This is a genomic window from Salinifilum aidingensis, assembly GCF_054782015.1.
Map to the genome: position 1 here is coordinate 357088 of NZ_BAAGTH010000002.1, position 25050 is coordinate 382137.

Sequence of the window (25050 nt, forward strand, 5' to 3'; positions counted from 1 at the left end):
AACGGCACGCCGGTGGCCTCAAGAGCACCCACCCGAACACCCCGAGCGAACGGACCCGCACCGGCCGGTGCCTGGGATGGTCCACTCCGCGGTGAGGCCTGTGGTGCTAGACGTCGAGTTCGTGGCAGGGGGCGGGTTCGCCGAGGTGGTAGCCCTGGGCTTGGTCGCAGCCGAGCTGGGTGAGCAGAGCTCGTTGGGAAGACGTTTCCACGCCTTCGGCGATGACGGTGAGGCCGAGGGCGTGGGCCATGGTCACGATGCTGGTGACGAGCGCCTGCAGATCGGCCGATGTGCCGAGGTCGGTGACGAAGGAGCGGTCGATTTTGAGGATGTCCAGGGGCAGGTGCCGCAGCTGCGACAACGAGGAATAGCCGGTGCCGAAGTCGTCGAGGGCCAGCCGGATCCCGAGCGCTCGCAGGTTGCGCAGCGCGCGGGCTGCTTGGGCGGGGTCGTGCATGATGGCTTCTTCGGTGATCTCCAGGCACAGGGCCGTGGCGGGCAGTCCGGAGGCGTGCAGTGCGCGGTGGATTTCCTCCTGCCAGTCGGGGTCGTCGAGTTGGCGCGGTGAGAGGTTGGTGTTGAGGCTGAGGGACGGGTCGTGCCGCTGGCGCAGGTCGGCGAGATCGCGTGTGGCGGTGCGGAGCATGTGCGCGCCGATGATGTTGATCAGATCGCTTTCCTCGGCGATGGGGATGAACTCGGCGGGTGAGACCGTGCCGTGTTCCGGGTGCCTCCATCGCAGCAGCCCTTCCACGCCGACGGTGCGGCCGCTGTCCAGATCCACGAGGGGTTGGTAGGCCACCCAGAGCTGGCCGCGGTCCACGGCTTGGCGCAGGTCCTGTTCCAGGTCCACGTGCCGCTGCACGTGTTCGCGCAGGGGTACGTCGAACAGCTCGTAGCGGCTGTTGCGGCTCTTGGCCCGGTACATGGCCAGGTCGGCATCGCGCAGCAAGTCCTCGCCCGTGCGGGGATCTCCGAGTTCGCACACCGCGATCCCGAGGTTTGCCGTGACGTGCAGCTGCCGGTCCCGCAGCTGCAGCGGCCGGGTGATGGCATCGAGCAGGTGCCTGCTGAGCTCGGCCAGCCGCGCGTGCGCGGTTTCAGCCGCCAGCAGGACGAACTCGTCGCCGCCGAGCCGACCCACCACGGTGTCAGCGGAGACCACCTCGACCAGGCGACGGCCGATGAGGCGCAGCACTTCGTCGCCGGCGGCGTGGCCCAGCGAGTCGTTGATGCGCTTGAAGTTGTCCAGGTCCAGGTACAGCACGGCCAACGGCTGCTCGGGAGAACGCTCGTCGCAGTGCCGCAGCACGAGGGCCCGGTTGGCCAACCCGGTCAGCGGGTCGTGGGTGGCTTCGTGCTCCAGACGCTGCCGGGCGGCCCGGCTCTCGGTGATGTCGGTGAACGAGAGGACCACGGTATGCGGTGGCTGCTCCTGCTGGGCCAGCGCCCGGGAACTGACCGACAACCACACGGTCTGTCCGTCGCGGCGCTCCAGCTGCAGCACGCGGGTGTTCTGCGGCTGGCCGGTGTGCTGGGTCGCCAGGTGGGACTCCGGCGGCAGGGCTTGGCCGGACTCGTCGAACACCGCCCACCCTTCGATGGCGGAGCCGACGAGCTCGCTCTCGGCCACGCCGAAGATGCGCTGGGCGGAGGGATTGGCCGCGGTGATCATCCCCGCGGGGTTGACCACGATGACGCCCTCGTCGAGCGCAGTGACCACAGTGGCGAAGTCCTGTTCGGTCCGCCTGCGCTCGGCCGCCTCGTGGCGAGCCAAGTTCTGCTGCACCTGCTCCCTGCGCTGCGTCTCCTCCAGGACGCGCTGGCGCATGGTCTCCACCGCCTGCGCGACCGAGCTCAACTCGCGCGGCTGCACGTCATGCACGGGGCGGTCGAGATCGCCCGTGGCCACCTGGTCGACCTGGGAAACGAGCGTACGCAGCGGTCGGTTCAGCGACCTGCGCAGGAAGAACAGAGCAGCGGCCGCGAGGACGAGACTGCTCAGCCCGACGGCGACGACGAGCCCGTTCGCCGTGGAGCGCGCCGCCTCCGCGTCGGCGCGTTGCGCCCCGGCGATCGCGTTGACGCGATGCTGCAGCCCGGTCAGCTCGGCCCGCAAGGCGCCGAAGCGCTGCCGTTCGGCCACCGTCTCCGCTGGTGAGAGCATGTCCGGGCCCTGGGCTCGGGTTCGTGCGATCGCGGGTTCGACGGATTGCTCGCGCCAGACCCGGGCGGACTGGTCAACATTTCCCAGCAGCCCCGTCACCTCCGAATGATCGCCCAGCTGCCGACCGATGCCGACCTGCAACTGCGCGGCCTCACCCGTGTAGTTCTGGTACACCCCCAGGTGGGTGGGATCACCGGTGTTCACGAATCCGCGCAGCGCGCTTTCCTGCCCCACGTAGGCTGCGGCCAACTCGCTGGTCGCCACCTGCGCGGGCACCACCTCGGTAGTCAGTTCGGTGGTCGCCTTCTCACCTCGCCGCTGGAGCACGACCGTGCCCACCGCCATCACGCCCAGCAGCAGGACGAGGACCACCACGACCGTGTAGACGCGTCCCAGCAGGGAAACCCGTCGACGCCGCACCGAAATCACTCGTTGGAGTATCGGCGACGCACCGGCCGAGCGCTCGGCGAAAACCGCCAGCCACTTCGCCAGCGGGGGCGAAGGCCGGTGGGCGTCCGCCTGCAGAGCCTCGGCGACGTCGGTGGCGTTGCTGGTCGCCGCGTTCGGGATGGTTTTGGTGGTGGGACCGCCGGGAGCGGCCGACAGCCTGATCAGCTGGTTCGGTGTGTTCTGCCGGTGCCGTCGCCGCGACCCCTGTGTGCTGGTGTGCGCCGGCCGCGTGCTGGCGGACGCGCACGATCGTGGAATCCACCGCGCCCTGCCAGTCCAACGCCCCAGAGGCCTCGGCGATGACCTGCACCCGGTTGACCAGATCGGCCAAGGTGCCATCCCGCCCCAGCGCCAAAACCGAGTGCAGACGGTTCGCCACGGGCCGCACCGCTCGGGAAGGTCCCGTCACGCAATTCCCGCATGCGCCTTGAACAACATCCCGTTGAGCACCCGACGATCGTCCACGCGCGGCCGCCCGGGGGCTCCGGAAGCCGGCAACAACAGCTTGATGTCCTGCCGCTGCTCATCGCTCAACTCGTGCCGACGGACCACACCGTGATCGCATCACACGAGCAACCGCCCTTCGAAAACACGTCCCAGGCGGGCGGTCCGAACGCTCACCTCAGTCGGCCTCCCCTGCCGGACCCAGTTTCGATGTGCTGGTTGTCGACCGCGGTCGCGACGACGATCGTCACCGGAATCTCCCGCGTCAGCGCGAGATCCGTTAATCAACCGGCTCGGCACCCGGAACGACAACCAGCCCGCGCGCTGGGGAGTCGGATGAACTCCGGCGCTGCTGCACCAGTTCCTCCGCCTGACCACCCGAGGGGGACTCGCACCGACATTCCGCGACCCCCATCGGCGGCACCGGCCCCATTCGCTGGCGCCGACTCCCCAGCCGAATGCATGAGGGGCTCCAATGCCTCGATGATCCTGGTTCGTTGCTCTGAAAATAGCTGGATCGGGTGTTATTTGGTTTTGATGACGCGGAACGCTGCTACTCTTCCGGGCGCAAGATCGTTAACGCCGTTTCAACAGCGATCGTGCTGTGAAATCGAAGGGCTCGTGGTGGCTGAATCACCGAAGGACGACGAAACGACGGATGTTCCCCGCAGGTCGGTGCTGCGTGGAACTGCGGGCCTGGCAGCGGGGGCCGTGTCCGCTGCGGCGCTAGCGGGTGAGGCCGCGGCCGCGTCCAAACCGGACGCGGAGACCACCATCGCGGCGGCGGAGCGGCTGGCGGCGTCCCAGGATCCGTACCTGCGGCGCAAGCAGCTGTGGATGTTCGACGTGCTGGACGACGACGGCGACGGCGCGGTGACGCCCGCCGACACGCTGCAGTTCGCGCACCGCCTCGCACGGCTGACCGGTCACGCCGAGGACTCGCCACGGGCCCAGCAGCTGGAAGCGACGGTGAACCGGATCTGGCACGCGCTGGTGGTCAAACCCGCGTGGGTGCCGGACCCGGAACGGCTGGACCGGGAGCAGTTCGTCACGGTCATGGCCAACAGCGTGGCGGAGACGCCGGACAAGACGCTGCAGTACATCGGCGTGGTCACGAACCTGGCGTTCGCGATGGCCGACGAGGACAACGACGGGCGGGTCACCCGGGACGACGGGCTCCGGCTCGTCACGGAGGTGCTGCGCGTGGAGCGGCAGCACGCCGAGCACGCGTGGTCGGTGATGGACTCCGACGGGAACGGTTACCTCGGCTACCCCGAGATCCTGATGGCGGTCACCGACTTCATCATCAGCACCGATCCGCAGGCACCGGGCAACCTGGCGCTCGGACGCATCTGACGCCGTGACAGGAGTGTTCGACGGCGCCGGTCTCGTCGAACTCGCCCAGCGGGTGACGAAGCCGGCGCATCTGGTGGCGCACGAGCGGGACGGCGCGCTGGGACTCTCGGAGCGGCCGGTACCCGGGGGCGTCGGCACGGTGCCGGCCTTGTACCCGGAGTGGCTGGGCGACCAGAGCTTCACCGAGGCACACGACGTGCGGTTTCCCTACGTCGCGGGCGAGATGGCGCACGGCATCGCCGGGGTCGAACTGGTCGAGGCGATGGCGCGGGCGGAGATGCTGGCGTTCTTCGGGACGGCTGGGCTCAGTATTGAACGGCTCGACCGGGAACTGGAACGACTGCGGACACGTCTCGCCGAGCGGCGGAACTGGGGAGTAAACCTCATCCACCACCCCGACGACGCGGCCATGGAGGACGAGGTCGCCACGCGTCTGTTACGCGCCGGAGTACCGAAGATCTCCCTGTCGGCGTTCCTGGACATCACCCCAGCGGTGGTGCGCTGCGCGGCCTCCGGACTGCGGACCGACGCGACGGGGCGGGTCATTCGGAAGACCGCGCTGTTCGCCAAGGTCTCACGCCCTGAGACGGCCGAGCTGTTCATGTCGCCACCCCCTCCCGGGCTGGTCCGTCGGCTCGTGGACACCGGTGAGATCACCGAGGAGGAGGGCCGCCTGGTCAGCCGGATACCGGTGGCGGACGACATCACCGTCGAGGCGGACAGCGGTGGGCACACCGACGGCCGACCGCTGGTGTCGGTCCTGCCCGCTGTCCTTTCCCTGGCGCGGCGGAAGAGCCCGGGAGTGCGGGTGGGTGCGGCCGGCGGACTCGGCGATCCGGCCGCGGTGTCCGCGGCGTTCGCCCTCGGCGCGGCCTACGTGCTCACCGGCTCGGTGAACCAGATGTCGCTCGAGGCCGCGGTCGGCGACGAGGCGAAGGCCATGCTCGCGCAGGCCGGGGTGGCCGACGTGGCGATGGCGCCAGCGGCGGACATGTTCGAACTCGGCGCCAAGGTCCAGGTGCTGCGCCGCGGCACCATGTTCGCCGGTCGGGCGGCCCGGCTGCACCAGCTGTACCTCGAACACCCGTCGCTGGAATCGCTCCCCGCCGAGACCAGGGACTCGTTGGAGCGCGAGGTCCTCGGGGCCGGTCTGGACGAGGTGTGGCAACGCACCGAGGAGTACTGGGCGCAGCGCCGCCCGAGCGAGCTCACCCGGGCCCAGGCGGACCCCAGGCACAAGATGGCGCTGATCTTCCGCTGGTACCTGGGCAATTCGGTCACCTGGGCGGTCGACGGCACGCCCGGCCGCCGCAACGACTACCAGTTGTGGTGCGGCCCCGCCGCGGGAACGTTCAACACCTGGACCGCGGGCAGCTTCCTGGCCGAACCCGGCGGACGCGCGGTCACGCAGATCGCCCGCAACCTGCTCCAGGGAGCCGCCGTGCTCACCCGCGTGCACCAGCTGCGCGCGCTCGGGGCCCGCCTCCCCTCCGATGCCTTCGACTTCCGCCCCCGCCCACTGGTTTGAGAAACGGCAGAACGAACATGGACCACCGGATCGCGATCGTCGGCGTCAGCGCGATCATGCCGGGCGCGCCGGACGTGGACGCCTTCTGGCGCAACGTCGTCGAAGGACGCGACCTCATGACCGACGTGCCGGCCGACCGCTGGCTGATCGAGGACTTCTACGACCCCGACCCGGACGCGCAGGACAAGACCTACGCCCGCCGCGGGGCCTTCCTGCCCGAGGTCGAGTTCGACCCCATGGCCCTGGGGGTGCCGCCCCGCAACCTGCCAGCCACCGACACCGCCCAACTGCTGGCACTGGTCGCCGCGGAACGCCTGTTGACCGGGCTCTCCGACGCCGGGCTCGGCCAGATCGACGGCGAACGGGTCGGCGTGTTCCTCGGCTGCGCCTCCCTGCAGCTGCTCGGCGAGATGGCGACGCGGTCCGGACGCCCGCAGTGGCGCCGGACGCTGCTGGACAGCGGACTGTCCGAAGCCGACGCCGACGCCGTCTGCGACCGGATCCTCGAGTACTCGGCACCGTGGCAGGAAGCGACGTTCCCCGGCATGCTGAGCAACGTGGTCGCCGGGCGGATCGCGAACCGCTTCGACCTGCACGGCACCAACTTCACCGTCGACTCCGCCTGCGCGAGCTCGCTGGCCGCCCTGTCGGTCTCGGTCGACGACCTGCTGCTCGGCCGCTCCGACATGGTGATCACCGGCGGGGTCGACACGCTCAACGACGCGATGACCTTCCAGTGCTTCAGCAAGACCCCGGCCCTGTCTCCCACCGGCGACTGCCGCCCGTTCGACGAGCGCGCGGACGGCACCATGCTGGGCGAGGGCCTCGGCCTGTTCGCCCTGAAACGGCTCGCCGACGCCGAACGCGACGGCGACCGGGTGCACGCCGTCATCCGCGGCATCGGCTCCTCCTCGGACGGCAGCGGCACCTCGGTGTACGCGCCGCTGGACACCGGGCAGGCACGGGCGCTGCGCCGGGCGTACGAGACCGCCGGCTACGGACCGGACACGGTCGGTCTGGTCGAGGCGCACGGCACCGGCACCGCTCCCGGCGACGCCACCGAAACAGCCGCCCTGCACTCGGTGTTCGAGGCGAGCGGGCGGACGGACCGCCAGTGGTGCGCGCTCGGGTCCGTCAAATCCCAGATCGGACACACCAAGGCCGCCGCCGGCGCCGCGGGCCTGCTCAAGACCGCCCTGGCGCTGCGGCACAAGGTGCTGCCGCCGACGATCAAGGTCGGCCGCCCGAACCCCGCGCTGAACCTGGAGGACAGCCCCCTCTACCTCAACACGCAGGCACGGCCGTGGATCCACACGGCCGAGCACCCCAGGCGGGCCTCGGTGTCCAGCTTCGGCTTCGGCGGCTCGAACTTCCACGTCACACTGGAGGAGTACACCGACGAAACGGCGGGAGCCCGCCCCGCGGTGCGCTGCGAAGCACGGCCCGGAGAACTGGTGGTGCTGTCCGCCGCGACGCCGCAGGAGCTGTTCTCGCTCGACCTGTCGGGAAGCCTCACGGCGGTCGCGCGGCGCTCCCAGAACGCCTTCCAGCACACGCAGGAGCACCGGCTGGCGGTGGTCGCCTCGTCCACGGAGGACCTCGAGCAGAAGCTGGAGCAGGCCCGGGGGCTGGTCGGCACGAAGCCGTTCTCGACGCCCTCCGGCCTGCACTACGGTGTCGGCCGCACTCCGGGCCGGATCGCGTTCCTCTTCCCCGGCCAGGGCTCCCAGTACGTCGACATGGGGGCCGACCTGGCGATGCACTTCCCCCAGGCCCACGCGGTGTGGGACCGGCACGAGATCTCGCCGCTGGTCTTCCCCCCACCGGTGTTCACCGAGGCCGAGCGGCAGGCGCAGCAGCACGCGGTCACCGACACCGGCGTCGCCCAGCCCGCCATCGCCGCGCACAGCCTCGCGCTGCTGAACGTGCTGGAGACCGCGGGGGTGCGGCCGGACTGCGTGGCCGGGCACAGCTTCGGCGAGCTGGTGGGGCTGCACGCGGCACGCGCGTTCGACGAGGACACGTTGATGCGGCTGGCCGCCCGGCGGGGCGAGCTGATGCGGGAGGGCTCCGGCGTCATGATCGCCCTGGACGCGGGCGTGGACGAGGTGACCAACCTCCTCGAGCAGCACGACCCCGGTCAGTCCTGGATCGCCAACCACAACGGTCCGCGCCAGGTCGTGGTGGCCGCGACCGCCGAGGCGGGCGCGCTGGTGCGCAAGCACGCCACCGCGGCGGGGATGACCGCACGGACGCTCGACACCGCGGCCGCCTTCCACAGCCCCCTCGTCGCCCCCGCGACCGAACCGCTGCGGGACTTCCTGTCCGCGGAGACGGTGCGCGCGCCGCTGCTGAACGTGTACGGCAACGCCGCGGCAGCCGTGCACCCGGTGCAGCCGGCCGAGATCCGGCAGGCGATCGCCGACCACGTCGCCTCACCGGTCCGGTTCGCCGACATGGTGCGGGCGATGCACGCCGACGGGGTGCGGATCTTCCTGGAAGTGGGCCCGGGAAGCGCGTTGACCAGCCTGGTCAAGGAGAACCTCTCCGACGGCCACGCGATCGCCCTGGACCGCGCGAGCTCCAACGGGGTGACCGGGCTGCTCGACGCGCTCGGACAGCTCGCCACGCTCGGCGTCCCGCTCGACTTCGCCGGGCTGTGGCACGGCCCGGAGGAGCCCGAGCCCGCACGCCCGGCGATGCCCGTCCTGATCAACGGAGGCAACCACGGCAGGCGCTACCCGCCGAACCCGCAGTACGAGCCGACCGCGCCAGCACCGGTCCTGTCCGGCTCCGCAGCCCAGGAGGACGTCCCCCAGGACGGCGACACGCTGCGCGCGGTCGCCGAAGCCCAGCAGGAGGTCGCCCGCGCCCACGCGGCGTACCTGAGCATGGCCGAGAAGTCGATCGACGCGCTGACCTCGCTGGACCCGGCCGCAGACCACGGCCTCGGGCAGACCGCCACCCCCTCGCCGACCTTCCGGACCACCACCCCACCACCCGCACCGGCCGGGCCACCCGCGTCTCCCGAACCCCCTGTGACCTCCGAACCGCCCGCCGCCTCCGCCACCCCGGTGGCCCCCACTGCCCCAGCGACCGCCGCGGCCCCGGAACCCGTGCCGTCACGCAGCGTCGACGAACTGGAACCCCAGGTGCTGGCCGCCGTGGCCGAGAAGACCGGCTACCCGGTGGAGATCCTGGAACCGCACATGGAGCTGGAGGCCGACCTCGGCCTGGACTCGATCACCCGCGCCCAGGTCCTCTCGGCCCTGCGCCCGATGTTCCCGCAGCTGGAGGGAATGGACCGGGAACGGCTCACCCCGCTGCTGACGCTGCGCACCCTCGGCGAGATCGCCGACCGCTTGCGCGAGCTGCTGAACGCACCCGCCCAGCCCGTCACATCCACCCCCGACCAGACGATCCACCGGCACGTGCCGACGCTGCGGCGCGCGCCCGCACCGGGCAGCGCCATGCAAGGGCTCGGAACCGTCCTGGTCACCGACGACGGAACCGGGGTCGCCGAGGAGACCGCACGGCTGCTCACCGAGCGCGGCGTCCACGCGCAGGTCGGCACCGCGGCCGAGATCACCACGCTGGAGGCCGACGGCCTGGTGCTGCTCGGCGGACTGGCCGAGACCGCGTCCGCGGGCGAGGCCCTGGACACCCAACGGGACGCCTTCCGAGCCGCACAGGCGATCGCGCCCCGGCTGCGCACCGCGGGCGGTGTCTTCGTCACCGTGCAGGACACCGGCGGCGGATTCGGCCACCGCGACGCGCAACGGCCCTGGCTCGGCGGCCTGGCCGCACTCGCCCGCACCGTCCGCTGGGAGTGGCCACTGGCCGCGGTCAAGGCCATCGACTGCCACCGCGCGGACCGCTCGGCGACCGAGACCGCCACCGCCCTCGTCGACGAGCTGCTCACCGGAGGCCCGGACCTCGACGTCGCGCTCGCCGCGGACGGCACCCGGTGGACGCTCGACACCACCGAGGCCCCGGAACCGGCCGCGGACGGTGCCTGGGAAGCCGACCCGGTGATCGTGGTGTCCGGCGGGACCGGGGCCGTCACCGCCGCCGCCCTGCGCGAGCTCAGCTCCCGGCACCGCGCACGCTTCGTCCTGCTCGGCCGCGGCTCCGACCGCGAGGTGGACGGGCTGGACCAGATCCGCTACATGCGCGTCGACGTCCGGGACAGCGAAGCCGTGCGGACGGCGCTCGCCGACGTCCGGCAGCAGTGGGGACCGATCACCGGCCTCATCCACGCGGCCGGGGTGCTGAACGACCAGCGGGTGGAGGACAAGACCGAGGACCAGTTCGAGGCCGTGTTCAGCACCAAGGTCGACGGGCTGCGGGCACTGCTGGACGCCACCCGTGAGGACCCGCTGCGACTGCTGTGCGTGTTCTCCTCGGTCGTCGCCGCGACCGGCAACGCCGAGCAGTGCGACTACGCGATGGCCAACGAAACCCTCAACCACGTGCTCGCCACCGAGCAGCATGCTCGGCCGAACGCGGTGGTCCGCTCGCTGCTGTGGGGACCGTGGGAAGGCGGCATGGTCACCCCCGAGCTGGCCGAGGTGTTCCGCCTCGGCGGCGTCGACCTGATCCCCCTGCAGGACGGAGCGCGCGTCTTCGCCCGGGAACTGACCGCCCCTGCCGACGACCCGCGCGTGCTGATCACCGCCGGCCGCGCGCTGACGCGACTCGGGGAGGCCACCAATGGATGACCAGGACTTCGAGGTCATGCCCCGCGCTCCGCGGTCCCACCAGCCGGCACCGGCCCCGATCAGCGCCGCGGCGGCGATCTCCGAACAGTTGCGGCAGGCCACCCAGCTCCACGAACGCTTCCTGGCCACGCAGGCAAGCGTTCACCCGCCCACCACCGGGGCGGCCACCGGAACGGCCGCCGAGCCCGCCACCGAACCGGCCCGCACGGCCCGGGCCACCGTGGAGCTGGACGGCTGGTACCTCGACCGCGCCGGTCGCATGACGGGCGGGGCCGTGCTGGACGAGCTGCTGGCGCTGTGGCCGCAGCGCGACGGCGCGCTCGACGGCGAACTCACCTTCCACCACGCCCTGCCCGCACCGGGCGATCAGCTGCTCAGCTCGCTGACAGTCACCGAAGCGGCGCTGCGAGGCGAGGTCGACGGCCACCTGTCGTTGCGCGGCAGCCTGGCGGACCACCTGGACCTGCCCGCACCGACCGAGCACCCCGGGGCCGCGTTCGACACCGATGCGGTCACGGCGTTCGCCGAGGGCCGCCCGGCCGACTGCTGGGCCGGCCCCGAGTGGGAACTCACGCGCGCCCACGTCCGAACCCCCGGAATCGGGTCGCGACGCATCCTTCTGCTGCGCGAGGTCACTGCGTTCGATCCCGAACGCGGGCTCACCGCGATCGGCCGCACCCCGCCGACCATGTGGCACTCGCCCGCCGCGCTGCTCGAAGGCGGGCTCCAAGCGATGGCGTTCCACCTCGCCGCGACCGGGAGCACGATCCACCACGACGGCTGGCGCTTCGAACCGCTGCCGGAGTCGCCCACCCGCCTGCGGATCCTGCTCAACGCGCCGAGCGGCACACCCCGGTACCACCTCACCCTGCGTTCGCTCACCGGCACGACCGCGCACGCCGACGTAGTCGTCACGATCGACCAGCAGGTGGTGCTGCGCGCCGAAGGGCTCGCCGTTCACCTCGTCGCCGACACCCCCCTGCCGCACTGGAAGCTCCTCGGTCCACCCGCGGTCCAGCGCACCGGCGATCCGGTCCCCCTCAGCGCGCTGGCAGGCCTGCGCGGTCACGAGGATCCGGCCGCAGCGAGCACGGGCCGAATCCGCTACGACCACGCCACGATGCTCACCGCCGCCTGGGGGCCGCGCGCCGAGATCCTCCCCGGCGCCAGCGACGACGCGTTGCGGTTGCCGGGGCCGCCGTACCTGTTCCTCACCCGGGTCACCGAGCTGTCCGCCACCCAAGGGAACTTCCGCCCTGGCAGCAGCCTGGTCGCCGAGTACGACGTGCCCCGGCACGTGTGGTTCCGCGAGCAGAGCGGGACGGTGCCGGTCGCCGTACTGATGGAGATCGCGCTGCAGCCCTGCGGCTTCCTGACCGCCCTGATGAACGGCGGCACGGCCGACGAGCAGCTGCGGATCCGCAACCTCGACGGTCGACTCTCGACGGTCCGCGACGTGCCCCCCGAGGTCAGCTCGTTGCGCACCGCGGTCGAGCTCACCGACGTCGAGCACTGGGACGGCACGACGATCGAAACGTTCCGGATCCACTGCGAAGCCGACGGCGCCGTCGTGCTCGAGGGCACGGCGGTCTTCGCCATGGCGCCCGCGGACCAGCTGGTGGCCCAGACCGGTCTGCCGGTGACCGACCACGACCGCTCCCGCCTCGCCCAGCCCTGCGAACACCCCGTTGTCGACCTGCGATCCCGCCCCGCGCACTTCTTCGGGCGCTCCGCCCGCCTGCCCGGCCCGATGCTGCTGATGCTCGACCGGCTCACAGGGTACTGGCCGGACGGCGGCCCCGCCGGTCTCGGACGGCTGCGGGCCGAGTGCGACGTGCGGGCAGATGCCTGGTACTTCAAAGCGCACTTCTTCAACGACCCGGTCCAACCCGGCTCGCTCGGCGTCGAAGCGATGTGCCAGCTCCTGTCCTGCTACCTGATCCAGCGCGGCGTCGACGACGGCTTCCGCTTCGACCCCGTCGTGCCCGACTCGTGGAAGTACCGCGGCCAGGTCCTACCCTCCGACGCGCTCGTCACCGTCGAACTGGACGTGCTGGACGTCGAACTGGGCCCCGGCGGCGGGCACGCAGCGGCCGAGGCCTGGCTGTGGGTGGACGGCCGCAAGATCTACCACGTGCCCCGCCTGCAGGTGCGCGTGGTGCCCGGCGCGCCGGACTCGCCCTCCACGGTCGACACCGTGCTCGACCCCCGGGCGGACACGTGGCTGGCGGACCACTGCCCCACCTGGACGGTCCCCGCCGTGCCGCTGATGTCGACCGCCGAGCTCCTCGCCCGGTCCGCCGGGGACCGCGCCGGACGCCCGGTGCGGGTGCTGCGCGACCTGAACGTGCAGCGCTGGCTGCCCGTGGCCAACCCGACCCGGCTCCGCGCCACCTGCACCGACGAACAAGTCCGGCTCGCGGTGTGGCACGAGGCCGGCGCACTCTCCCGCTTCGTCCCGGTGGCCACCGCGACGGTCGGCTTCGAAGCACCACCCCGGCCGACTCGCTTCGCCCCGCTGGAGGACCTCGCGGACGCGCCGGACCCCTACGAGAACGCGAACCTCTTCCACGGGCCGAGCTTCCAGTACGTGACGAGGCTGCGGATGGGCTCCACCGGGGCCAGCGGCGTCCTCGAGGCCGAACGCGGGTCGGTGCCCCGCGGCGCGCTGCACCAAGGGCTGCTGGACGCCGCGCTGCACACCATCCCGCACGACGCGCTGCACCGGTGGGACCCGGCGATCGGCTCCGACCGGCTGGCGTTCCCGCACCGACTCAACCACCTCACCGTGTACGAGCCCCTGCCCGACCACGGCCAGATCGAGGTCGAGGCCCGTTTCGCCGGCACGCTGCCCGACGACCTCGTCGCGATCGACATCCAGATGTGCCGCGGACAGCACGTGCTGGTCGCCTTCCAAACCGTGGTCATGCACATCCCGATCGGAGCCCTGACCGCGGTGTCAGGTCCGGAGCGGCGCGCCTACCTGCGCGACGCCGCACCCGACTCCCGCCTCCTGCTGACCGGCTCGGACGGAGTGCTGCGCAGGCGCGACGTGGAGCGGGCCGACACGGTGCCGGGCACCGTCAACGCCCTCTACGGCCTGCCCGCGGACACCCGCGCCGCCGACTGGCTGGCCCACATCGCCGTCAAGGACCACCTCGCCCGAACCACCGGCGTCCACCCGAGCACGGCCGAGGTGACCACCCTCGACGACGTCAGCTGGGACGAGAACTCCGCCACCGTGAGGACCCCATGATTCTGATCACCGGAGCCTCCGGGGCCGTCGGCTCCGCCCTGCTGCGCGAGCTGGACGGCACCGAGGAGGTCATCGCGCTCACCCACCACAAACCGGTCGAGACCACGTCCGTGCGCGGCGACGTGACCCGCCCCTGGCTCGGCCTCCACCCGGCCGAGTACCGCGAGCTCGCGGCCGAGGTCGACGTGGTCGTGCACTGCGCGGCGGCCGTGAACTTCTCGGCCTCGCACGAGCACCTGCACCGGGTCAACGTCGTCGGCACCGGCCACGTGCTGCAGTTCGCCGAGGACGCGGGCGCCCGCCTCGTGCACGGTTCCACGGCGTTCGTCACCCGAGCGGGCAACGGCACGCCCTTCGATGCGTACGCCGCCACCAAGACCGCCGGTGAGACCCTGGTCCGCGAATCCGGTCTGCCCACCTGCATCGCCCGCATCTCCACCGTGATCGGCGACTCCCGCACCGGCGACATCCCGCGGCTCCAGGCGTTCCACTACCTGCTCGGGTTCGCACTGTCCGGCCAGCTCCCCTTCCTGCCCTGCACGCCCGGCACACGCATCGACCTCGTCCCCCGGGACGCCGTCGCGGCCGCGCTGGCCGCTCTCGCCCGCGACCACGACGCGCACGGCGAGCACTGGGTCACCGCCGGCCCGGCCGCCCTGCCGATGGAACGCATCATCGACGTCGCCAGCGACGCCTCGGTCGCCCGCGCCCAGTACGACGAAGATCTGCGCGACATCGACCAGACGGTCTTCCACACCCGTCTCATCGATCCGGCCGTCGCCGCCACGGTCATCGCCAGCGTCCTCTCACGCTCCTCCAGCTCCGCGGCGCCCAGCGTCATCCAGCGCGCCGCCGACCTCATGGCCGCCTACGACAACGCCGATCCCTTTCCCACCTCCCTGGGAGGCCTCCCCTCCGGCCCACCTGCACCCACCGCCGAATCGAGCGAAACCGCCCTGCGCCACCTGATCGATCACCTCGCCGAACTACCCCGGGAAACTTGGGAGCTTTCGTGACGCGCACTCCTCGAGGGCCTCCAGCTGGGCCTCAAGCACGAACCACACGCGAGGACCGTGGAAGCCCTATCACGACGCGTGTGGTCAACGATCGTGTCGGAGGGTGAGCCGAACCGACTCCCCACGCTCGTGCAGGCCCCGAGCTCTGGCTCAGGACCTCGTCGTGGGCGGTTGCGAGACGTGCTGCTCATCGTGTTCACCAGGAAGACGGGCACAATTCCCACCGCCCGGCCTGGAGCCGGAGCCCAGCGGGCCGAGGTGGCCGCGGTCTGACCCCGGCGAAGCACGGGTGGGTGAAGCGGCTGTTGCGCAGACCGCCGGCTCGGCCACGTCGGTCTCTCCGCCGGAATCGGGCGCAGGCGGTTCCGCGCGTACCGACGCCACGCCCGACGATCAACAACGTAGCTGGTCACAGCGTCCCAACCGCGAAAGGACCCTTCCGATGAAGTGCCCGCGGAGCGCGAAGACCTACAACTGCCAGCGACCTGCTGCTGCACGGCTCTGATCCGGGCACTATCGCGCGATCTTGATGAACCGGAGCACGGTGGCCCCCACGGCGGCGAATGTGGCGGCGCCGAGGTAGAGGGCGGTGTAGTTCTCGCCTCCGCCGATGGCGAGGAAGATCGGTGCGATCATGGGGCCGATCGTCTGAGGGAGCGCGTTGGCGATGTTGAACACCCCCATGCCCTTGGCTGCTTCGGTGTCACTGTTGGGCAGCACGCTGGCGACGAGCGCGTAGTCCACGCCCACGTAGACTCCTTGGCCGATACCGGCGATCGCCACACCGAGGATGAATCCCGCCACCGAGTGCGAGAAGGCGATCACGATCATGCCGACTCCGAACAGCGCTGAGGCGACCGCGACGAAGGCTTTCCGGCGCTGTGCTCGGTCGGACCACCAGCCGCTGACGCTGCTGGCGAGGACGACGGTGATCGCGAGGGTGAGCATCGTCCAGACCAGGATTTCGGCGGCTTCAGCGCTGGTGTGGCCGAGCCGGTCCATGAGGAAGTAGGTCTTGTAGGTGGTCAGCAGGGCGACGGCGATCCAGACCAGGAACCGGCTGAGGAAGGCCCAGGCGAAGTCCGGGTGTTTGACGGGGTTGATCCACAGGCTGCGCGGAATGTCCATCCAGGACTTGCGCGGCAGTTCTTCGCGGCTCTTCGGCATCTCCTTGAGGTAGAAGGTAAAGGCCAGCATCGACACCAGTCCGATGGCGGCGGGCACGAGGAACATCCCGATGCCGGAGGTGCCGGTGAACTGGACGAGGAACGTCCCCACAACTTGGGCGACCTGGCTAGTCATACCCATCAATCCGGACACCTTGCCGCGCCGTTCGTCCGGAACCCGTTCGGGCAGCAGGGCGATCATGGCGGCCAGGGCGGCGTTGAGGCAGATCTGGGTCAGACACCACCCGATGGTCACGACGAGGATGTTCGGCGCCACGCCGATCACGAACAGAGCGACGGTGCCGAACAGGGTTCCGCCGAGCATGAAGGGCCGTCGCTGCCCCCAGCGCGACGTCGACCGGTCGGACAGGTGCCCGAAGACGGGATTGGTCACCATGGCGAAGATCGCGCCGATGCCGGTGACCAACGCCAGCGAGGTGGTCTTGCCCTCCGGGTCGAGCGCGGCGACTCGCAGCGAGAGCGTGACCGAAGCGGGGGTCATCAGCGCCACCCACAGCCCGAACATGGCCAGGATGTACAGGGCGACGAATCCGATGCCCACCGGTTGACCGGTCAGGCGGATGAGGCGTTCGGGCTGGGATTCCGAGGCGTCGGGTCTGTGTTCGGGACTTTCCGGCAGGGGTGGGTGCGCAGTCGTGGCCACGGGTGACTCCTTCGTCAGTACCGGCGGAGTTGCCAGCCGGCGCCAGCTGCGCAGAGCCGTCGAGGAGCCGGTGCCGGCCGGTGGAGGGGAGGGGGTTCGCCGCCGTCAGCGGTGTCAGGCGGACGTGCGGGCGCCACGCACGGGGGCGGGGCGTTCGACGGTGCTGGTGATGGGCGTGGCGCCGGTGGACATGGCGCGACTTTGCAGCGCGGAGAGCACGTCGAGGACGTGGTAGGCGAAGGTGCCGGTGGCGCGGTGGTCGTCACCGGCGAGGTGTGCGGCCAGGTCGACGACACCGAGGCCCCGGAAGGGACGTGGTGGGTCCGGGGTGGTCCGTGCGATGACCGGGGGAACTTCGGACCAATCGTCGTCGGTGCGTCGGCGGAGCAGCACGGGTTCGTCGAAGCGGTTGGGGTCGGGGACTTGCAGCGTGCCGTCGGTGCCGTAGATTTCCAGGTGCGGCAGGGTCGTGTCCCAGACGTCGAAGCTGTACATCGCGGTGGCCAGCGCGCCGGAGGCGAACTGCAAGACGGCGGCGGCGTGGGTGTCGACGGACACGTCGATGCGCTCCACGCGCCGGTTGGCGGCGGTGACCGCGAGTTCGTCCTGTGCCCGGCTCGTGGCCCCAACGACCTGCGTCACCGGCCCGAGCAGGTTCACCAGGGCCGCGACGTGATACGGCCCGAAGTCCATGACCGGGCCGCCTCCTTCCTGGTACAGGAACGACGGGTCGGGGTGCCAGGTTTCGGCCCGGGAGGACCGGACGAACGAGGTGGCGGCGAAGGGCCGTCCGATGAGGCCACCGTCAACGGCGGCGCGAGCGGTTTGACCGGCCGTGCCGAGGAACGTCTCGGGCGCTCCGCCCAGGATCCTGCCGGTTTCTTTCGCCACGACGAGGTTCTCCCGCGCTTCGTCCGCGGTGGCGGCGAGCGGCTTTTCGACGTAGACGTGCTTGCCCGCGCGCAGCGCCGCGTTGGTCAGCGCGGCGTGGGCTGCGGGTGGGGTGATGTTGACGACGAGGTCCACCTCGGGGTCGGCGAGGAGGTCGTCGGTGGTGCCCCAGGCCGGGATGCCCCATTCCTCGGCTGCTGCGCGGGCACGGTCTTGGTCCAGGTCGGCGACGCGCACGAGGGGCAGGTTCTCGTGCAGGGAGAGTCCGCGGGCGTACGCCCGGAAGATGGTGCCGGTGCCGAGGATTCCTGTGCGCAGGGACTGACGAGCGTCGATCATGGTGTCTCCACGTCTCGGTTTGTCGGGCAGCGCAGGGGGTGCAGCTCCCTGCGGACGTCGCTGCTTGCGGCGGCGACAAAACCGGGCTGTGAGACGGAGCACATGATTAGCGCCGCGGTGCGGTCGTGTCAAGTGCCGGCGTGGTCATCAGGCGGGAGATGCCCGAGGGGGACAGGACGTTCTCGATCCCGGCGACCGCGCCTCCGGCGAGTCCGGCGGAGCGGCCGAGCAGGCTGTGCTGCAGGGCGAGGTGGCGGGTGGCCAGCGGTAGTGCTCTTCGGTAGACGACGCTGCGGATGCCGGCGAGCACGTCGTCGCTGGCGACGGTGATGAGTCCACCGAGGACGATCGTTTTCGGGTTGTAGAAGTGCACCAGCATCGCCACGACCTCGCCGAGGGTTTCGGCCGCGGAACGGACGAGGTGCACCGCCGCGGGATCACCATCGCGCAGAAGCCGTGCGAGATCCGCGACGGACGACTCCTCGCCGCCCTGCTCCGCGTGCAGGCGGCGCAGCACAGCACCGGCGGAGGCGACGGCTTCGACGCACCCGACGTTGCCGCACTGGCAGACGACGTGATCGGCGCCGGCCACGCGGATGTGGCCGATGTCGCCGGCAGAGCCGTCGCTGCCGCGGTGCAATTCGCCGTCGGCGGAGACGACGCCACCGCCGATGCCGGTGCCGGTCTTGAGGAACAGCAGGGGAGCCGCCTCTGCCGGGAGGGCACGGGCCTCGCCGAGGGCCATGAGGTTGACGTCGTTGTCCACGAGCGCGGTGCAGCCGAACCGTTCGCCCATCACCTGGCCGACCGGGAAGCCGTCCCAGCCGGGCATGATCGGTGGGCGCACGGGCGTGCCCACCTGCGAGTCGACCGGACCGGGCAGGCCCATCACCAGCGCCTGCACTTCGGCCTGCGCCACCTCGGACGAGGTGAGCAGGTTGTGGAAGTGCTCGGTCAGCACGTCCAGGCCCGATTCGGGTCCCTCGGCGATGTCGAGAGCCACCTGCTGTTCGGCCAGCACGGTCTGCGCGAGATCGACGATGGCCAGCCGGGTGGTGTGCACACCGACGTCGGCCACCAGGACCACCCCTGCGCGGGGCGCGAGGCCCAGCCGGTGAGCGGGGCGGCCCTTTCCACCGTTGCCCGCGATCCCGGATTCGACCACGGCCCCTGCGGTGAGCAGCGCCTCGAGATGCGTGTTCACCGTCGAGCGCGCCAGGCCCGTGGCCCGCACGAGCTCCGCCCTGCTGACGGCGGCGCCCGAGGCGATCAGACGGGCCAACGAGCTGTGCACCAGGCTGCCGTGGGCTCGTCCGGACGTCGTCGGCACTGCCAGCCTGATCGGCTCCCAGCTCACCATCCGTCCCCCTGGTTCGTTTGCAGCGGATTAATGACTGAAAAGAACATAAATGATGTCTCTTGTGGTCGCAAACAATGCGATCTACCTTTATTCGCGACGAAAATCGGGCGTGAGACACCCGTACTCCTGTCGATTCCTGCGGAAGGAGGCTCTCCGTGAGCCCGGAACCCGCTGTCGAACCCCCCGAACGCGGCGGCCGCTGCGGTGAGCGTCGCCGAGTCGCCGTCCTCGGTGCCGGCATGATCGCCGGGGTGCACCGGCGGGCCGCCCTGCTGGCCGGGGCTGAAGTCACCGGTGTGCTGGCCTCGTCGCCGCACCGGTCGCGGCAGGTCGCCGAGCAGTGGCGGGTGCCGACCGCCTACCACGATCTCGACGACGTGCTCGCCGATGACCGCATTGATGTCGTCCACATCTGCACGCCCAACAGGACCCACGCGCCGTACGCCGAAGCCGCGCTGCGGGCCGGAAAGCACGTCATCTGCGAGAAACCGCTCGGCGTTTCCGCCGAGGAAGCCGAGCGCATGGCCGGGCTCGCAGCGGAGAGCGGGCTCGTGGCCACCGTGCCGTTCGTCTACCGCTACCACCCGATCGTGCGCGAGCTCCGCTCCCGACGGCTGGCGGGGGAGTTCGGGTCCTGGAACTTGATCCACGGCAGCTACTTGCAGGATTGGATGCTCTCGCCCGATGCGTCGGGGTGGCGCGTGGACCCCGAGCTCGGTGGACCGTCGCGGGCCTTCGCCGACATCGGCTCGCACTGGTGCGACCTCGTCGAATGGGTCGCCGGCGAACCGTTCGCGGAATTGCTGGCCGCGACCTCGGTGGCCGTGCCGCACCGCCCCGCCACCGGAGGACCGTCGTTCACCTCACCTGACCAGGAGGCGACCAGTGGCCACCGCGTGGCGGTGTCCACGGAAGACTCGGCGGCTCTGGTGTTGCGCACCAGCGGTGGCGTCCTGGCTTCCACCACGATCTCGCAGGTCGCGGCGGGGCGGAAGAACCGCTTGTGGTTCGAACTGGACGGCTCCCGTGCCAGCGCCGTCTTCGACCAGGAAGACCCGGAACGGGCGTGGCTGGGAACTCCGGGCGGAGCGCGCGTCCTCGTGCGCGACATCGACACCGGCTCGGACGAACAGCGGCGCTTGTCGCATCTGCCCGGCGGGCACGCCCAGGGGTATGCGCAGTGCTTCGAGGCGTTCGTGGCCGACACCTACGCCGCGATCGACGGCGAGACCCCGGAAGGGCTTCCCACCTTTGCCGACGGACTCCGCTCGGCCCGCCTGGTCGAGGCCGTCCTGAACTCCTCCCGCACCGGCTCGTGGACGAAGGTGTAACCATGCAACTCGGAATGCTCACCGCCTGCCTGCCCCAATGGCCACTTCCCCGCATCGCGGAGTGGGCCGAAAGCGCGGGATACGAAGCGCTGGAAGTCGCCTGCTGGCCCAGCACCGGCAGCCGCGACTTCGAAGCCAACCATCTCCCGGTCACCGATTTCCGCCCGCAACACGTCGACGACACGCTCACCCTGTTCGAACGGCACTCGTTGAAACTGTCCGCACTGGCCTACTACGAGAACAACCTGCACCCGGACCCCGGTCGGCGCGGGGAAATCCACACCCACCTGCGCCACACCATCGACGCCGCACACGCCCTCGGCGTGGGCTACGTCGGCACGTTCATCGGCCGCGACTGGACCAAACCGGTTGCGGACAACCTCGCCGAGGCCGAGGCGGTGTTCCGGGAACTGGTGGACTACGCCGGGCAACGCGACGTCGCGATCATCATCGAGAACTGCGTCATGGAGGGCTGGCACCCCGACGGCTACCCGGGAAACCTCGCCTATTCCCCGGAGCTGTGGGAGTGGATGTTCTCGCTGGGCCTGTACCTGAACTGGGACCCCTCGCATCTCACGTGGATCGGCATCGATCCCGTCGAGACCATCGCCCCGTACGCCGACCGGATCGTGCACGCCCAAGCGAAAGACGTCGAACTCGACCCGAGTGCGCGGCAGCGCTACGGATTCTTCGGCAAGGTCAACAAAGGCGACGACCCGTGGGACATGGGCTGGTGGCGCTACCGCGTTCCCGGACTGGGCCAGGTCGACTGGCCCCGCGTGGTCGACCGGCTCTACGAACACGGCTTCACCGGAACCCTCTCCGTCGAGCACGAAGACCCCGTCTGGAGCGGCGATGCCCACCGCGTCACTCAAGGCTTGAGCATCGCCCACCGCACGCTGCGCCCGCTCATCATCGGCTGAAACGAGGAGATCTGCATGACCCGCACAGGCACCTTGTCCGCCCAGCTCTACAGCCTCCGAGACCAGCTCGCCGCTGACCAGCACTCCACGTTGGAACGCCTGGCACGACTCGGTTTCCGCTACGTCGAACCCTTCGGCCTCGGCTCACCGGACCGGCCCTTCACCGAACGCCTCGCCGCCGCCCGCTCCCTCCGCGCAGGACTCGACGCCACCGGCCTGACCGTTTCGGCCGTGCACGCCGCCGTACCACCCAGCATCACGGAACTGGCCGAGGAATGCGCGAACATCGGGGCCGATACTGTCTTCGTCCCGCACCCGAAACTGGTTCCGGGATTCGATGAACAGGCATTCGCCGACGTCGCCCGGGTGGACGCCTTCGCCGACGCACTCAGCGCCCTCGCGCAGGAAGCCGCCGCACACGGCCTCAACGTCGGCTACCACAACCACTGGTTCGAATGGGCTGCACTTCCCGATGGCACGAGCGGCTACGAACGGTTCTTCTCCCGCGCCAGCGAGGACCTCCTCGCCGAGCTCGACATCTACTGGGCCGCAGCAGCCGGCGTCGATCCCGCCGGAGTCCTCGAGATGCTCGGCACCCGAGCCGTCTCGGTGCACGTCAAAGACGGACCCGCCGAACCCGGAGCACCGCAAACCCCCATCGGAACCGGCACCGTCGACATCCCGGCAGCCCTCAAAAGTGCGGAAAACGCTGACTGGCACGTGGCCGAAATCGACACCACCAACGTCGACCCCTACGAGTTGCTCAGCAGCAACGCCGAACACCTCGTGGGAACAGGGCTGTCCCGCTGGTACTGACTGGTCCGACAACGACGGCTCTGGTGCGGAACGTTCCACGGCACGTCCCAACGCGTCACCCACGGGCGGTTCCGAGCACGACGACGTTCACCTGCGCCTGGTCTGGCCGCAGTGGCAGGGTGCTGGCAGCTCCAGCGTCGAATCCTTCGCCTCCGAGTTCTCCCCCGACGTCGCTCACCGCGGTTATGCCGTGGGCACGGCCGTGCTCGAAGCGGTGCTGCCGCCGCACGACGGCCCCACCGCGACCGTGCCGGTCACGATGTCCGACCGCGGTCTCGAGCAACGCGACGGCGTCGAGGCCAAAACGGTCGTCGTCGAGCAGCTCGCACGTGCTGTGGAGATCGTGCGCCACCACGACCCGGCACGCATCACGACCCTCGGCGGCGAGTGCTCCGTGAGCGTGGCCCCGTTCGCCGAACTCGCCCGCCGCTACGGCGACGACCTGGCGGTCGTCTGGATCGATTCGCACCCCGACATCGGCACCCCGCGCAGCGAGTACCCGGGTTATCACGCGATGGCCGTGGCCGCGCTGACCGGCCACGGCCATCCCGAGGCGCAGGATTTGCTGCCGGCGACCGTCCCCCCGAACCGGGTCGCCCTGATAGGGCTGCACTCGTGGACCGACGACGATGTCGGCAACATCGCCGAGTGGGGCATCCCGCCGTTCAGCCCCGGCGCCCTCCGCGAAACCACGCAACCGCTGCTCGACTGGATCGCGGGTACCTGCTGCTCACGCGTCGCCGTGCACTTCGACGTCGACGCGGTCGACAGCAACGAGATCACGCTCGGCCTCGGCCCCGAACCCGGCGGACTCACCAGCACCGAGGTGCGGCGCGTCGTGGCCGACATCGCCGGAGCCGCAGACGTCGTCGGATCCGCGATCGCGGAGTTCCTCCCCCGCCAGGTGATGCACCTGCAGCAGATCCTGAACGGCTTCCCGCTGATCTCGGAACCGACGGCGGACCGGCGCTAGGCACCGCGTGGAATCTTCGTCCCCCGCATCGCGGGCGCCAAAGGTCACGGCAGCTCCTTCGGTCAGCGAACCGTGAGGCCGCCGCTGAGTACGAGTGTTTCGCCGGTCATGTAGGTACCGTGGCTGAGTTTCCAGACCCAGTCGGCGATCTCTTCGGGTTGTGCGGCGCGCCCCAGTGGGATGGTCTGCACTGCCTGTTCGAGGCGTCCTCCCGCTCGGGTGCCGGGCGTGTCGACCCAGCCGGGGGCGACGCCGTTGACGGTGATGTTGTCCTCGCTGAGCTCGGTGGCCAGCGAGCGGGTCAGGGACACGACGGCGGCTTTGGAGGCGCTGTAGAGCAGTTGTCCCCGAGAAACGGCGAAGGCGTCGATGGAGGCGAAGTTGACGACGGCACCGCCACCGGAGACGCGCAGGGCAGGTACGGTTTCGGCGATGACGTTGACGGTGCCGAGTACGTTGACGTCGAAGATGCGGCGGTAGTCGGACTCGTCGTAATCGGCCAACGTCGTGGTTGGGTAGATCCCGGCGGCGTTGACCACGGCGCCGAGCCCTGGCGGCAGAGTGCCCAGCGCTGCTGACAGTGCCGTGCGGTCGGTGATGTCCGCGGCGACCGGGGAGAATGCCGCGCCCTTCGAGGTCGCCGCCTTGTTCAGGGCGTCTCCGTCCTGGTCGACGCCGAGGACGGTCCACCCTTCGGCGAGGAAGCGTTCGGCCGCGGCCAGGCCCATGCCGCTGGCCGCGCCGGTCACGACGACCGTTCGCCGAGCGGAGTCAGGGGACGGTGCGGGGTCAGTGGGCGAGGAAGCCACCATCGATGATCATCTCCGTTCCGGTGGTGAAGCTGGAGTCGTCGGAGGCGAGGAAGGCCACGGCTGCTGCGATTTCGTCGACCCCGGCTCGACGGCCCATGGGGGTCTGGGGGATGACCCCGCCTTCGGTCTCGTTCTCGTTCATGGGAGTGCTGACTCCGCCCGGGCAGAGGGCGTTGACCCGGATGTCGGCGGCGGCGAGTTCGAGCGCGGCGGTCTTGGTGAGCGCGATCAGCGCGCCCTTGCTGGCGGTGTAGGCGGCATGGCCGGCGGCGCCGGCCATGCCGAAGATCGAGGAGGTGTTGATGATGGAACCGCCTCCGTGCTGGCGCATCAGGGGCACGGCCGCTTGGATGCCGAGCAGCGGACCGGTGGTGTTGACCGCGAGCGTGGCGTGCCAGTCTTCGAGGCGCTCGTCGAGGAGCGGGTTGATGTCGAGGATGCCGAAGGCGATCACCGCCACCGGACGCGTGAAATCCCACAGCCCCGCCACCCCGGCGCGGCCAACACCGCCCCGGGCTCGCACACGTCCGCCCCGGGCTCGCACACGCGAGCCTCGTCGCCGAGGATGTGCCGCGCGTGGTGACGCGCGATGGCCTCCCAGCCCACGTAGGCCACCCGCGCCTGGGCGTTGTGGGCGTGGGTGACTTCGTGGACGTTGCCCACCGTCGGCACCCCGGGAGCCCAGCAGAGGACGAGCAGCCCCACGCCGGCGCCGAAGCTCGTCCAGGTAGCGGTCGCACGGTCGGCGATGAGCCGCAGCGCGGGGCCGACCGGAGCGCACACGGTGAAATGCGGGGGACCCTCGTCCCCGCCGGCCGGTGCCCGCCGGACCTGAAC

Annotated in this window: 16 protein-coding genes; 9 read left to right on the top strand and 7 right to left on the bottom strand. The window is 70.6% G+C overall.

Annotation, left to right across the window (positions count from 1 at the left end; genetic code table 11):
• Positions 1 to 106: 106 nt before the first annotated feature.
• Complete coding sequence (locus ACYVJE_RS04690) at positions 107 to 2587, bottom strand: EAL domain-containing protein (protein WP_461143434.1); 2481 nt, start codon at positions 2585 to 2587, stop codon at positions 107 to 109.
• A 1098-nt stretch (positions 2588 to 3685) separates the two neighbouring features.
• Between ACYVJE_RS04690 and ACYVJE_RS04695 the strand changes: the two genes are divergently transcribed.
• Genes ACYVJE_RS04695 through ACYVJE_RS04715 form a run of 5 tightly spaced genes read left to right on the top strand, consistent with a single transcriptional unit; the run spans position 3686 to position 14938 of the window.
• Positions 3686 to 4417 (top strand): EF-hand domain-containing protein, encoded by a 732-nt coding sequence (locus ACYVJE_RS04695; RefSeq protein WP_461143435.1) that lies wholly within the window; start codon positions 3686 to 3688, stop codon positions 4415 to 4417.
• 4 nt (positions 4418 to 4421) lie between these two features.
• Complete coding sequence (locus tag ACYVJE_RS04700; RefSeq protein ID WP_461143436.1) at positions 4422 to 5945, top strand: PfaD family polyunsaturated fatty acid/polyketide biosynthesis protein; 1524 nt, start codon at positions 4422 to 4424, stop codon at positions 5943 to 5945.
• 17 nt (positions 5946 to 5962) lie between these two features.
• Positions 5963 to 10666: an SDR family oxidoreductase gene (locus ACYVJE_RS04705; RefSeq protein ID WP_461143437.1), complete on the top strand. Its 4704-nt coding sequence runs from the start codon at positions 5963 to 5965 to the stop codon at positions 10664 to 10666.
• Positions 10659 to 13922, top strand: coding sequence for a polyketide synthase dehydratase domain-containing protein (locus ACYVJE_RS04710; protein WP_461143438.1), 3264 nt, complete (start codon positions 10659 to 10661; stop codon positions 13920 to 13922). The genes ACYVJE_RS04705 and ACYVJE_RS04710 overlap by 8 nt, the downstream gene beginning before the upstream one ends.
• Positions 13919 to 14938: an SDR family oxidoreductase gene (locus ACYVJE_RS04715; RefSeq protein ID WP_461143439.1), complete on the top strand. Its 1020-nt coding sequence runs from the start codon at positions 13919 to 13921 to the stop codon at positions 14936 to 14938. The genes ACYVJE_RS04710 and ACYVJE_RS04715 overlap by 4 nt, the downstream gene beginning before the upstream one ends.
• A 513-nt stretch (positions 14939 to 15451) precedes the next feature.
• On the opposite strand, the gene ACYVJE_RS04720 is transcribed toward ACYVJE_RS04715, so the two are convergent.
• From ACYVJE_RS04720 to ACYVJE_RS04730, 3 genes are all read right to left on the bottom strand, one after another.
• Positions 15452 to 16768, bottom strand: a complete 1317-nt coding sequence (locus ACYVJE_RS04720; protein ID WP_461143440.1) for an MFS transporter — start codon at positions 16766 to 16768, stop codon at positions 15452 to 15454.
• Positions 16769 to 16882: 114 nt separating this feature from the next.
• A complete protein-coding gene (locus tag ACYVJE_RS04725) occupies positions 16883 to 17998 on the bottom strand; it encodes a Gfo/Idh/MocA family protein (RefSeq protein ID WP_461143441.1) in 1116 nt (371 codons plus the stop codon).
• 106 nt (positions 17999 to 18104) lie between these two features.
• On the bottom strand, positions 18105 to 19328 hold the full coding sequence (locus tag ACYVJE_RS04730) for an ROK family protein (RefSeq protein WP_461143442.1): 1224 nt from the start codon (positions 19326 to 19328) through the stop codon (positions 18105 to 18107).
• Positions 19329 to 19513: 185 nt separating this feature from the next.
• Between ACYVJE_RS04730 and ACYVJE_RS04735 the strand changes: the two genes are divergently transcribed.
• The 4 genes from ACYVJE_RS04735 (at position 19514) to ACYVJE_RS04750 (ending at position 23401) form a co-directional block, all read left to right on the top strand.
• Positions 19514 to 20689: a Gfo/Idh/MocA family protein gene (locus tag ACYVJE_RS04735; RefSeq protein ID WP_461143443.1), complete on the top strand. Its 1176-nt coding sequence runs from the start codon at positions 19514 to 19516 to the stop codon at positions 20687 to 20689.
• A 2-nt stretch (positions 20690 to 20691) separates the two neighbouring features.
• The gene (locus ACYVJE_RS04740) at positions 20692 to 21612 is read left to right on the top strand and encodes a sugar phosphate isomerase/epimerase family protein (RefSeq protein ID WP_461143444.1); all 921 of its coding nucleotides are present in this window, start codon (positions 20692 to 20694) and stop codon (positions 21610 to 21612) included.
• A gap of 15 nt (positions 21613 to 21627) precedes the next feature.
• Positions 21628 to 22428, top strand: coding sequence for a sugar phosphate isomerase/epimerase family protein (locus ACYVJE_RS04745; RefSeq protein WP_461143445.1), 801 nt, complete (start codon positions 21628 to 21630; stop codon positions 22426 to 22428).
• 190 nt (positions 22429 to 22618) lie between these two features.
• The gene (locus tag ACYVJE_RS04750; RefSeq protein WP_461143446.1) at positions 22619 to 23401 is read left to right on the top strand and encodes an arginase family protein; all 783 of its coding nucleotides are present in this window, start codon (positions 22619 to 22621) and stop codon (positions 23399 to 23401) included.
• A gap of 62 nt (positions 23402 to 23463) precedes the next feature.
• Here the strand turns inward: ACYVJE_RS04750 and ACYVJE_RS04755 are convergent, their stop codons facing one another.
• From ACYVJE_RS04755 to ACYVJE_RS04765, 3 genes are read right to left on the bottom strand one after another with little or no spacing between them, the layout of a single operon-like run.
• A complete protein-coding gene (locus tag ACYVJE_RS04755; RefSeq protein WP_461143447.1) occupies positions 23464 to 24150 on the bottom strand; it encodes an SDR family NAD(P)-dependent oxidoreductase in 687 nt (228 codons plus the stop codon).
• Positions 24151 to 24190: 40 nt separating this feature from the next.
• Positions 24191 to 24673, bottom strand: a complete 483-nt coding sequence (locus tag ACYVJE_RS04760) for an SDR family NAD(P)-dependent oxidoreductase (protein WP_461143448.1) — start codon at positions 24671 to 24673, stop codon at positions 24191 to 24193.
• Entirely contained in the window at positions 24664 to 24996 is a 333-nt protein-coding gene (locus tag ACYVJE_RS04765; RefSeq protein WP_461143449.1) for an SAM-dependent methyltransferase, read from the bottom strand. Before ACYVJE_RS04765 ends, ACYVJE_RS04760 begins: the two co-directional genes overlap by 10 nt.
• Positions 24997 to 25050: the final 54 nt, after the last annotated feature.

What these genes read in the sequence shown, in the direction of transcription:
- ACYVJE_RS04710 (WP_461143438.1), top strand. Translation starts at nt 10,659, where the DNA reads ATGGATGACCAGGACTTCGAGGTCATGCCCCGCGCTCCGCGGTCCCAC.
- ACYVJE_RS04705 (WP_461143437.1), top strand. Translation starts at nt 5,963, where the DNA reads ATGGACCACCGGATCGCGATCGTCGGCGTCAGCGCGATCATGCCGGGC.
- ACYVJE_RS04725 (WP_461143441.1), bottom strand. Translation starts at nt 17,998, where the DNA reads ATGATCGACGCTCGTCAGTCCCTGCGCACAGGAATCCTCGGCACCGGC.
- ACYVJE_RS04740 (WP_461143444.1), top strand. Translation starts at nt 20,692, where the DNA reads ATGCAACTCGGAATGCTCACCGCCTGCCTGCCCCAATGGCCACTTCCC.
- ACYVJE_RS04745 (WP_461143445.1), top strand. Translation starts at nt 21,628, where the DNA reads ATGACCCGCACAGGCACCTTGTCCGCCCAGCTCTACAGCCTCCGAGAC.
- ACYVJE_RS04715 (WP_461143439.1), top strand. Translation starts at nt 13,919, where the DNA reads ATGATTCTGATCACCGGAGCCTCCGGGGCCGTCGGCTCCGCCCTGCTG.